Source organism: uncultured Maricaulis sp., assembly GCF_963976135.1.
In the GTDB taxonomy this organism is placed as follows: domain Bacteria; phylum Pseudomonadota; class Alphaproteobacteria; order Caulobacterales; family Maricaulaceae; genus Maricaulis.
This window is the reverse complement of record NZ_CAXBKN010000091.1, coordinates 1-10714: the sequence shown is the minus strand read 5'-3', so window position 1 is coordinate 10714 and position 10714 is coordinate 1. Positions and strand designations below refer to the sequence as shown.

The following is a 10714-nucleotide window of genomic DNA, read 5'->3' as shown; positions in this document are numbered from 1 at the left end:
GAGAAGCGGTGCAGGAGATAGGCGATCAGGGTCAGCCCGAAGGCGGCGGTGCAGGCGGTGATCAGCACCAGACGCAGATCATGCATCGGATAGGGATAGGCGATCAGGCCGCGACTGGTCTCGATCAGCAATTGCGCCACGGCGATCAGTGACATTGCACTGATCAGGGCAGAGCCCTCCCGGTCACCGCCGCGGATCGCCATCGCGGCAAAGAAGACGAAGCCCAGCACCAGCACGCCGAGTGTGACCAGGCTGGGTGCATAGACCGCTGCGAGCATGCTGGCCGGGGGCTGGTAGCGCTCCAGCCCGATCCAGTGCACCGGCCAGCCAAGACGCAAAAAGCCATGCTGCGACGACATCAGCAGAACCAGTTCATTGCGTCCGGGCCGCAAACGCTCGCGCGGCACATAGAGCACCGCATCCATACGGCCGGGAATTTCCGTCGCCCGGTCCGGTCCCGGTCGGCCATTGGAGCCAAGCTCATGGCCATTGAGCCAGGCCGTGCTTGACGCCTTGCCGGAAATGAAGAGGCCGATCGGACGATCTTGCGGCCATTGCGACCCGTCCCAGTCGATCTCGGCCCGGACCCAGAACTGGCGGCCCTGGGGGTCAAGCGCGCTCAGGGCGATCTCGGCGCAGTCTTCACCGGTGAAATCGGGAATCGAACCGGCCGCGCCATGGGCCGGGCAGACACGCAAGGATGCCGCGTCCAGCGCGACAAGACGCTGCGCTGCGGCCGGGCCGAGCGGCAGCGCCAGCAGGAGGAGGGCGAGGAACGGGGTGAGGGGCGTGCGTGTCATGACATCACTCTAGCGCGCGGGCGCGTGAACGTCCCGCCGTTCAACGGCCGGAAGCGACCATTGCCCGATTGGCGCGTGCATGGGCGTGCCCGGGAGGCAGGATGGGTGTGAGCCGGGGGGCTCAAGATCACGGAGTGAAACATGATGTCCTGGAAGCAATCCATTCTGGCAACGGCGCTGAGTGCCATCTGGCTGTCGCCCGCCGTCTTCGCGCAATCAGCGCCTGCCGCCAATGCCTATGGCGAGGAGGCCATCGAATTCACCGCGCGCAGCGGCGAAAGCGTCGCGGCCTTTCACGGCACGGTGAGCGTTCCGGAAAACCGCTCCGATCCGGCCAGCCGCATGATCGAGGTGAGCTATATCCGCTTTCCCGCGACCGGCGAGAATCCGGGCTCGCCGATTGTCTATCTCTCGGGCGGGCCGGGCGGTTCGGGCAGCGGCACGGCGCGCGGACCACGCTTCCCCCTGTTCCAGGAGATGCGCCGGCATGGCGATGTCATCGCCTTTGACCAGCGCGGCACCGGCGGTTCGACCGAATTGCCCCGCTGCGTCTCTTCGCAGTCGGTCGCCGAGACGCAGGTGATCAGCGATGCCGAATACGCGGCGGCCTATCGGCGTGCCGTCGAGGAGTGCGGCGTTTTCTGGCGCGAGCAGGGCGTCGATGTGAGGGGCTATACCACGCGCGAAAGCGTGCAGGATCTGGCGGCGCTGCGCACCCATCTCGGTGCCGGGCAGATTTCACTGTGGGGGATTTCCTATGGCAGCCATCTCGCCCTGGCCGCGCTGAAGGATATTCCCGAACAGCTCGACCGGGTCATCCTCGCCAGTGCCGAAGGGCTCGACCAGACGGTCAAGATGCCGGCCGAAACCGATCGCTATTTCGCGCGCCTGCAGGCGGCCATCGATACCCAGCCGGCGGCGCGGGCGCTCTATCCCGATATCGCAGGCCTGATGCGGCGCGTGCACGCCCGGTTCGAGGCCGAGCCGATGCTGGTGCAGGTGCCGCAGGAGGATGGCGGAACACTGCCCTTCCTGCTGCAGCGGCGCCATCTGCAGGAAGTCTCATCGGGCCTGATCTCGGACCCGCAATATGCGGCCCTGCTATTGATGCTCTATACCGAGCTGGACGCTGGCCAGAGCGATCTGGCGGTCATGCTGTTGCAGCGCTTCTGGTCTATGGGTGAGCCTATCACACTGAGCGCCATGCCAACGGCGATGGATCTCGCCTCCGGGATTGATGATGCGCGCCTCGCCGAATTCGGGCGTCAGGCGGAGACCGGACTGATCGGGGGCTATCTCAACTTCCCGATGCCGCAGATCCGCGGTGCCTGGGACGGGTTTGATCTCGGCGCGGAGTTCCGCCAGCCGCCACGGGGCGATACGCCGGTCCTGCTGCTCACGGGCACGCTGGACGGGCGCACCTATCCCGATGCCCAGGCCGCTTCCGTCTCAGGCCTGAGCCATGTCGAGCGCATCATCGTGCGCAATGCCGGGCATAATCTCTTCATGACCACGCCGGAGGTTGCCGGGGCGATGCATCGCTTCATGCGCGGCGAGCCGGCAGCGAGTGGCGAGATCGTCATTGACCTGCCGGACATGACAGCCAATCCGCTCGGCCAGCAGGGCTGATACAGCGCCTGTGAGTGCCGAAGTGCGGCCGCAGCCACCGGCGCTGCGGCCGCACCATGAATCTGCACTCGGCCTGCATCCAACTCGCGCCGCAGCGGCGACCTGTTTATGAAAGCAAGATCGCTACGGCACGAAAGGACTGATTATGATTGACCTGTTTCAAAGCTATTGGTGGCTCCTCTTCCCGTTCTTCTGGTTCATCGGGGCTGGCTGGGGCAGCCTGATGCGCTTCAAGCGGACCCAGGCGAAGATCGATCTGATCAAGACCTATGCGGCTGCGGGCAAGGAGCCACCGGCCGAGTTGATTGCCAGCCTCGATGCGCCGGATTCGGCCGATGACGACGATTCGGGATATGGCGGCGAGGGCCATCGCGGCGGTGGCCGGGCCTTCCTGGTCATCCTGTTTGCCGGCCTGGCCGGGGTGTTCGCCTATACCGGTTATGCCGGGTGGATTGGCGGCGTGGATACCGAGCTCTACTTCATCGCCATGATCATGGGGGTGATGTCGCTGGCCTTCCTGGTCTCCTCCTTCTTCAAGAATGGCCGCAAGGGCGACTGATGTCGGGACAACCGACCGATGCTGCGCTGGTCGCGGCGGCTCGGTCAGGCTCGGACAGAGCGTTTTCAAGGCTTGTGGACCGCCACCAACAGGCGGTCCGCAGCTTTTTGCGCCGTGTCTGCCGGCACGAGGCTGACGCTGATGATCTGGCGCAGGAGACCTTCCTTGCGGCCTGGACCTCGCTGCGCACGCTGGACAAGCCAGAACGCGTCCGCTCCTGGCTGTTCGGCATCGCCTGGCGGCGCGCCCAGGGGATGGCGCGTTCCATGTCGCGCAGCCGCCGCCGCGAAACCGACTGGCAGGATGAGCGGCCGGAGCATGATCAGCCCGGCACCGAGATGAATATCGCCATGCAGCAGGCCCTGGCACAATTGCCGCCAGACCAACGCGCCGCGGTTGCCCTGTGCCTCGCCGGTGACTGGTCGCATGCCGATGCGGCGCAGATTTTGGAAATACCGCTGGGTACGGTAAAATCACATGTCTCGCGCGGCCGGGCCCGGCTGGTGGAGATATTGGGAGTGCGTGAAGATGACCACTGATCCGCTCAAGGCGTTCTTCGAGGCTGGCGAGGCGCCGGCCATTGACCGGCCCTTCCGCGCCGCCACCATGCAGCGCATTGCCCGGCGCCGGCTGCAATTTGAACTGGCACGCGCCGGCCTGGCCGGACTGGCCGTGTTTGCCGCCCTTCTGCTCCTGCGGCCGGTTATCATCGCCCTGGTGCTCAGCTTGCCGGCGTCGCTGGGCGAGGCGGGGGTGGTTCTGGCGGTGACCGGACTGGCGGTTTGCGGCGGCTATTACCTGGTGACCCGCACCCTGCCCTTGCCGGCCTGGGTCCAGCGTCTGCTTTAACGCGGATCGCCCTCAAAGCTTTTCCGCCCGCGGCCGGGTGAATCGCCTATAATCGCCGCGAAACCCGGGGGGATGAGATGCTGATACTGGTGGCCGGACTTGCTCTGTTTCTCGGCGTGCATTCGCTTCAGGTGGTCCCTGGCTTGCGGACCCGGTTGCGAACCGGGCTGGGCGCAACGACCTACAAGCTGATCTATACCGTGCTTTCGCTGGTCGGTCTGGGCCTGCTGATCTATGGCAAGATCATCGCCCATCCGCCGGTCGCCATCTGGGCGCCGCCGGAATGGAGCCGGCATCTCGCCTTTCTGGTCGTCCCGCTCTCGCTCATCCTGCTGGTCTCTGCCTATGCCCCCGGGCATATCCGCCGCATCGTCCGGCACCCGATGCTGGCCAGCGTCGTGCTCTGGTCCGGTGCGCATTTTCTCGCCAATGGCGAGCTATCGGCGATGCTGTTGTTTGGCGGCTTCTTTGTCTGGTCGAGCATCACATATATCTCTGCCTGCCTGCGCGAAACGCCGCCGCCTGTGGTCAAGGGCTGGGGCGGCGACCTGACGGCGATTGTGCTGGGTGCCTTGCTCGCCCTGATAATCATCAATGTTCACATGTACTTGTTTGGTGTGGCGATCATTGGATGATGCCTCTGCATCCGTTTGCGGGTCGGGATGCATCTTATCGATAAGAGGCGGCGTGGTGCTGCCCGGTTATGGAGGTTGATATGGGTGTAGAAATCATGGTCCCGCTGGGCATGTTTGCGATGGTGGTTGCCATTGTTTTCATTGCTATCAATGGCGGAACCCAGAAACGCAAAGCCGCTCTGAGCACGGTCGAAGAGGCCATCCGTGCCGGCCAGCAGGTGACGCCGGAACTGGTCCGGGCCCTGGGCATGCCGCGCAAGGACAGCAATGGCGACCTCAAATCCGGCGCCATCCTGCTGGCTGTCGCCGTCGCCTTTATCGTTCTCGGCTATACGATTTCGGGCGTTGACGACGATGCGCAGGAAGCCTTTACCGTGATGACCGGTATCGCGGCCTTCCCGGGCTTCATCGGCCTGGTCCTGATGGGCTTCGGATTGTTCGGTTCCAAAAAAGACGCTGAGTAGGGACTTTGGGGATGAAGGCGTCGGACGAGGAACTGACAGCTCTGGTGATGGCGACGAAAAACGTCGCCGCCTTCGGAGAACTGGTCCGGCGCCATCAGGGCGTGGTGCGCGGAATGCTGCATCGCATGTGTCGCAATCACGCCCTTGCCGATGATCTCGCCCAGGACACATTCATCCGGGCCTTCGAGAAAATTGGCAGTTTCCTGGGTACCGGCACATTCAAATCCTGGCTGTGCTCGATCGCTTACACGGAATTCCTCAAATCGGCGCGCAAGCGCAAATCGACAGACAGGGCGATGGAGCGTTTCGGCAGCGGAATGGAAGACAGTGAGGCGCCCCGGGATATGGGCAATGTGGTTGATCTCGACCGCGCCCTCACCACATTGAAGGAAGAAGAGCGAGTGGCGGTGGTGATGTGTTATTCTTGCGGCATGTCGCATTCGGAAGCCGCTGAGGCGACCGGCATGCCGCTGGGGACCATCAAGTCGCACGTCAATCGCGGGCGTGCCAAATTGCAGGCCTATTTTGCGGAAGCGGAGGTAATCGCGTCATGACCATGAATGATGCCTTTGACCAACGGCTCAAGGCCGCCTTTGCGGAGGCTGCAGAGCCTTTGAATGAAGCAGCCGAGGCCGATGCCTTCGCTGCCAAGGTCGTGGCCCGGCTCTCGCATCCTGATCGCAAGCGCGCGCTGATGCTTGGTGGGGCCGGTTCGATCGGTTCGGCGATTGCCGGAACCCAGCTGGAGGGCGTATTCACCCAGGTTCAGCTGCCGGCCGACGGGTTGATCGCGAACTTTGCTTTCCTGATGTCACCGGAAAGCCTGGCGGCGCTAGCCATGGCTGTGGCGCTGGGGATGGTGGCGCTGATACTGCCGCGACGGCTGGCCTAGAGCTCTTCCAGCAGAGGTGGGATCCGGTTTTGTGGTTCGCAAATGCGGCCATGGAGGACCCGGCATTGGGCTCGCAATCAAAGACTCTCTCCCGGGCTTTTGCACTGCAGCATCGTGCGCTAGGCTCCGGACATCCTGCCAGAGAGAGGCCGTTTTTCCATGTCTGCCCAGACCCAGACCCGCCGCGTCACCGCTGCCGAAATCCGTGCCCGCAAGGGCGGCGATCCCCTCGTCTGTCTGACCGCCTATGATGCGCCGATGGCCCGCCTGCTCGACCCGCATTGCGACCTGCTGCTGGTCGGTGACAGTGTCGGCATGGTTGTCCACGGCCTGGCGAGCACGATCGGCGTGACGCTCGAAATGATGATTCTGCATGGCCAGGCGGTGATGCGGGGGGCTCACCGGGCGATGGTTGCCGTCGACATGCCCTTTGGCAGCTATGAAAAATCTCCGCAGCAAGCGTTCGAGAATGCCGCGCGGATCATGCGGGAGACAGGCTGCCAGGCGATCAAGATCGAGAGCGGCACTTATGCCGGCGAGACGATCGAGTTCATGGCGCAGCGTTCCATCCCTGTGATTGGTCATGTCGGCTTGCGGCCGCAGGCGGCGCTGGCGGAGGGCGGGTTCAAGGCCAAGGGCAAGACCGGTGCCGAGCGCGCCCGCGTCATCGACGAGGCGGTCATCGCCGAAAAAGCGGGTGCCTTCGCCATTGTGATCGAGGGGGTCGATGAGGAATTGGCGCGCGAGATCACCGAGACCGTCAAGGTGCCCACCATTGGTATCGGCGCGTCGGGCCATTGCGACGGACAGATTCTGGTGACCCAGGACATGCTGGGCGTGTTCGATTGGACGCCGAAATTCGTCAAGCGCTATGACAATATGGCTGAACGCACCGCCGCCGCTGTCGCACGCTATGCCAGCGAGGTGCGGGATCGCAGCTTTCCATCCGGCGCCGAGGTCTACACGCTGACGCGTCTTGACGGTTGAGGTCTGTTGCCGCTTGGGCGCGCGGGCGCTAGGGTCGCGCGCATATTATCCCATAAGCATGGAGCCGCTTCGACGTGGTCGATATTTTCGAAGAAGTTGACGAGGAACTTCGCAGAGACAAATACCAGGACCTGGCGCGCCAATATGGCCCGCTCGTGCTCGGTATTGCCGCTGCGATCATCGTTGGAACCGCTGGCTATCAGGGCTGGCAAGCGTGGCAGACCTCAACGCGCGAACAATCCTCCGATGCCTATCAGGTGGCGCTCAATGCCATGGATGCCGGGCGTGCGGCCCAGGCCGAGGCCAGTTTCGATGCGCTGGCCGAAACCGGGACCGCCTCCTATGTGACCCTCGCGCTGGTCCAGCGCGCCGCCATGGCGCTGGAGGCGGGCGATAACGTCGCTGCTGCGGCCCTCTACGAGCAGGCCGCCTCGCGCAGTGCCGAGCCGCTGATCCGTGATCTCGCCAGTCTCAAGGCCGTCTGGGCCCTGTGGGATACGCTGAGCTTCAGCGATGTCGAAATCCGTCTGGCACCGCTTACCACGGCAAGCTCGCCCTACCGCCATCTGGCGCGTGAGGCGATTGCGGTCGCAGCACTGCGGGCTGGCGACGTGGACCGGGCACAGCGCGAATACCAGTTTCTCTCGACCAGTTTCGATGCCCCTCAGGGCGTGGCACGGCGAGCGCTGGAAGGTCTGGCGCTGATCGCCGCCGAGCGCGAACCTGCCGAGGCCGACATGCCGGCGCCTGCGTCGGCCGGGACGGCCACGGGCGGTGAGGCTGCACCTGAGACTGAACAAGCTAGCGCCGGGGATTCGGGCGATGATTGATTTGAAACGTTTGCGTATCGCCGCCCTGGCCCTCGTGCTGGCGCCGCTTGCGGCCTGCTCCTCGGTACCCAATCCGTTGAACACCTTTGATTTCCTCTCGGGCGATGACGAAAACAGCGACACCGCGCCGACTGATGGCCGCGTGTCCATTCTCAGCTTTGAACAAAGGCTGCAGATCGGCACCGATACGGAAACGCCGGCAGTCACCCTGCCGCCAGCCTACGTCAATACGGTCTGGCCGCAGCCGGGCGGTTATCCGACCCATGCGGTGCAGCACACCCAGGCAAGCGGCAATCTTGCGGTCGCCTGGCGTCAGTCCATCGGCCAGGGTTCCAATAATGACCGCCGGCTCAATGCGCGCCCGGTGATCGCCAACGGCCATATTTTCGCCGGTGACGCCACGGGCCGTATCTCGGCCCTCGACGCCGAGACCGGGCGCGAGATCTGGTCCGCTCGTCTCGCGGCACCCAATCGCCATGACCGCATGTCGTTCGGCTCGGGCCTGGCCTATGATTCTGATCGGATTTACGCGCATACCGGGTTCAATTTCTTCGTCGCGCTTGATGCGTCGACTGGCGCGGAAGTCTGGCGTACCGAGACGCTCGTGCCCTTCCATGGGGCACCGACCGTGGCCGATGGCCGCGTCTTCGTCACCAGCGATGATAATGAATTGCTGGCGCTCGATGCCGCGACCGGATCAGTCCTGTGGGCCTATCAGGGTATTGTCGAAACGGCCCGCCTGTTGACCGGCCCAAGCCCGGCTGTACTCGGCGATATCGTCGTGGCGCCCTTTGCCTCCGGTGAGCTGGTGGCCCTGCGCGTCCAGAACGGCAATCCGGTCTGGTCCGACAGTCTCACACGCGGCGCTGGCCTGACGGCCATGTCGGAAATCAATGATGTCGCCGGCAGCCCGGTCATTCTGGACGGCACGGTGTATGCGATGAGCCATTCAGGCACGCTGGTAGCGATCGAGCTGCGCAGCGGTGAACGGCTGTGGACACAGCCGGCTGGCGGTCTGCACACACCCTGGGTCGCAGGCGATTTTCTCTACCTCACCACCAGCGAAGCCGAACTGGTTTGCCTCAACCGCAATACCGGCGTGGTTCACTGGATCACCCAGCTCGAGCTGTTCGAGAATCCCAACCGTCGCAAAAACCGTATTGCCTGGGCCGGCCCGGTGTTGGCTGGCGGCCGGGTCTTCCTCGCGTCCAGCGATGGCGATGGCGTTCTCGTCAATGCCTATGATGGCGAAATCATCCGTCAGTTCTCGCTTGGCCAGCCTGTCTTTGTGGCACCGGTGATTGCCAATGAGACTGTTTATGTGGTTACCGATGAGGCGCGCTTGCTCGCGCTTCGATAGGCCAAAAATCCATGACTGATTTTATACCCCGCATCGCCGTCGTTGGACGGCCCAATGTGGGAAAATCGACGCTGTTCAATCGCCTGGCGGGCAAGCCGCTGGCGATTGTCGATGACCGGCCGGGCGTCACGCGCGACCGCCGTGAGGCCGTGGGCCGTCTCGGCGATATGGACCTGCGTCTGATCGACACCGCCGGCTATGACGACGAGAAAAAGGAAGGTCTGGAGGCGGAGATGCGCGCCCAGACCGAGATCGCGATCAAGGATGCGGATATCTGTCTGCTGCTGATCGATGCGCGCGCCGGTATCATGCCGCTCGACCAGACCTTTGCCGAGGTCATGCGCAAGGCGGGCAAGCCTGTCATCCTGCTGGCCAACAAGGCGGAAGGCCGGGCCGGACAATCCGGTCTGCTCGATTCCTACAGCCTGGGGCTGGGTGAGCCGGTGGCGATCTCTGCCGCTCATGGCGAGGGAATGAGCGAGCTGTATCAGGCGATCGTGGATGCGATCGGTGAGCAGCCTCACAAGAGTTCAAAGGCACGGCCGGATTCGCCGCCCTTGCGGATCGCTGTGATCGGCCGCCCGAATGCGGGCAAGTCGACCCTGATCAACTGCCTGATCGGCGAACAGCGCCTGATTACCGGCCCTGAGGCCGGTATCACGCGTGATGCCATTGCAGTCGACTGGTTATGGGACGGGCGCCGTGTGCGTCTGCACGACACGGCAGGGCTGCGCAAGAAGGGCAAGGTTTCCGACCGGCTTGAGCGGATGAGCGTCGCCGACACGCTGCGCGCGATCAAATTTTCCGAAGTCGTGCTGTTGCTGATGGATGCCAGCCATCCCCTGGAAAAGCAGGATCTCCAGCTCGCCGACATGGCCTTCTCGGAAGGCCGTGCCGTGGCCGTGGCGATCTCAAAATTCGACCTCGTTCCTGACCGCGAAGCCTATCTCAAGGAAGTGCGCGAGGAATTCGACCGGCTGCTGCCACAAATGTCGGGCGCGCCGCTCCTGCCAATCTCGGCCCTGAAAAACAAGGGCCTCGACAAGATCATGCCGACCCTGGCCATCCTGCACCGCAATTGGGACGCCAAGGTCAAGACCCGCGATCTCAATGACTGGCTGCATGAGATGATCGAGCGGCATCCGCCGCCAGCGGTCAATGGACGCCGGATCAAGCCGCGCTATCTGACCCAGACCAAATCGCGCCCGCCGACCTTCGTGCTGATGTGTTCGCGCGCTGCCGATCTGCCCGATAGCTATAAGCGCTATTTGATCAATGGTTTGCGCACGGCATTTGATCTTCCGGGCGTGCCGATCCGCCTGATCGTCAAGGCCGGCAAGAATCCCTATGTCGATAATGAGCCGGGCAATGAGCGCGGCGGCAGCGGGCCGGGCCCGAAGAAGCGCTAGGTCCGGGGTGCATCAGGCGCAGCGCCCGGGCTTTGGCCCGGGCCGGCCTCAGGCCTTGACGATTTCGCGGTGGCGCCGGCAATCATCGGAGACAAGCTCGGCGATCAGGGGCCACAGGGTGGCCGGTTCCGGCAATGTCTTGGCGTCTTCACCCGGGAAGGCCTTGGCGCGCATCACCGTGCGCACCGCGCCGGGATAGACCAGATTGATCCGCAAGGGGTTGTTCTTGTGCTCGTCGGCCCAGGACTGGACCAGTGCGTCGAGACCGGCCTTGCTGGCTGCATAGGGTGCCCAGAAGGC

The 10714-nt window shown here is 63.7% G+C and carries 14 protein-coding genes; 12 read left to right on the top strand and 2 right to left on the bottom strand.

Features of this window, described 5'->3' with window-relative positions; all coding sequences use genetic code 11:
• A partial coding sequence (locus AAC023_RS11750; RefSeq protein ID WP_339741386.1) for a hypothetical protein occupies positions 1-800 on the bottom strand: 800 nt, incomplete at its 3' end.
• 141 nt (positions 801-941) lie between these two features.
• Between AAC023_RS11750 and AAC023_RS11745 the strand changes: the two genes are divergently transcribed.
• From AAC023_RS11745 to der, 12 genes are all read left to right on the top strand, one after another.
• Complete coding sequence (locus AAC023_RS11745) at positions 942-2429, top strand: alpha/beta fold hydrolase (RefSeq protein ID WP_339741384.1); 1488 nt, start codon at positions 942-944, stop codon at positions 2427-2429.
• 145 nt (positions 2430-2574) lie between these two features.
• The gene (locus AAC023_RS11740; protein ID WP_339741383.1) at positions 2575-2988 is read left to right on the top strand and encodes a hypothetical protein; all 414 of its coding nucleotides are present in this window, start codon (positions 2575-2577) and stop codon (positions 2986-2988) included.
• Entirely contained in the window at positions 2988-3527 is a 540-nt protein-coding gene (locus AAC023_RS11735; protein WP_339741381.1) for an RNA polymerase sigma factor, read from the top strand. Before AAC023_RS11740 ends, AAC023_RS11735 begins: the two co-directional genes overlap by 1 nt.
• Entirely contained in the window at positions 3517-3837 is a 321-nt protein-coding gene (locus AAC023_RS11730; RefSeq protein WP_339741380.1) for a hypothetical protein, read from the top strand. Before AAC023_RS11735 ends, AAC023_RS11730 begins: the two co-directional genes overlap by 11 nt.
• 77 nt (positions 3838-3914) lie before the next feature.
• Positions 3915-4472, top strand: coding sequence for an NnrU family protein (locus tag AAC023_RS11725; RefSeq protein WP_339741379.1), 558 nt, complete (start codon positions 3915-3917; stop codon positions 4470-4472).
• An 80-nt stretch (positions 4473-4552) separates the two neighbouring features.
• Positions 4553-4936 (top strand): DUF6249 domain-containing protein, encoded by a 384-nt coding sequence (locus AAC023_RS11720; protein ID WP_339741377.1) that lies wholly within the window; start codon positions 4553-4555, stop codon positions 4934-4936.
• An 11-nt stretch (positions 4937-4947) separates the two neighbouring features.
• Positions 4948-5490 (top strand): sigma-70 family RNA polymerase sigma factor, encoded by a 543-nt coding sequence (locus AAC023_RS11715; RefSeq protein WP_339741375.1) that lies wholly within the window; start codon positions 4948-4950, stop codon positions 5488-5490.
• Positions 5487-5828 (top strand): hypothetical protein, encoded by a 342-nt coding sequence (locus tag AAC023_RS11710; protein ID WP_339741374.1) that lies wholly within the window; start codon positions 5487-5489, stop codon positions 5826-5828. Before AAC023_RS11715 ends, AAC023_RS11710 begins: the two co-directional genes overlap by 4 nt.
• 159 nt (positions 5829-5987) lie before the next feature.
• Complete coding sequence (gene panB, locus AAC023_RS11705) at positions 5988-6815, top strand: 3-methyl-2-oxobutanoate hydroxymethyltransferase (protein WP_339741372.1); 828 nt, start codon at positions 5988-5990, stop codon at positions 6813-6815.
• Positions 6816-6889: 74 nt separating this feature from the next.
• Positions 6890-7645, top strand: a complete 756-nt coding sequence (locus AAC023_RS11700) for a tetratricopeptide repeat protein (protein ID WP_339741370.1) — start codon at positions 6890-6892, stop codon at positions 7643-7645.
• Entirely contained in the window at positions 7638-9005 is a 1368-nt protein-coding gene (locus AAC023_RS11695; protein ID WP_339741368.1) for a PQQ-binding-like beta-propeller repeat protein, read from the top strand. The genes AAC023_RS11700 and AAC023_RS11695 overlap by 8 nt, the downstream gene beginning before the upstream one ends.
• Positions 9006-9016: 11 nt before the next feature.
• Positions 9017-10414 carry a ribosome biogenesis GTPase Der gene (gene der / locus AAC023_RS11690; RefSeq protein WP_339741366.1) on the top strand — a complete coding sequence of 466 codons (1398 nt, stop codon included), beginning with the start codon at positions 9017-9019 and terminating at the stop codon, positions 10412-10414.
• A 48-nt stretch (positions 10415-10462) separates the two neighbouring features.
• Here the strand turns inward: der and AAC023_RS11685 are convergent.
• A partial coding sequence (locus tag AAC023_RS11685; protein ID WP_339741364.1) for an SDR family NAD(P)-dependent oxidoreductase occupies positions 10463-10714 on the bottom strand: 252 nt, incomplete at its 5' end.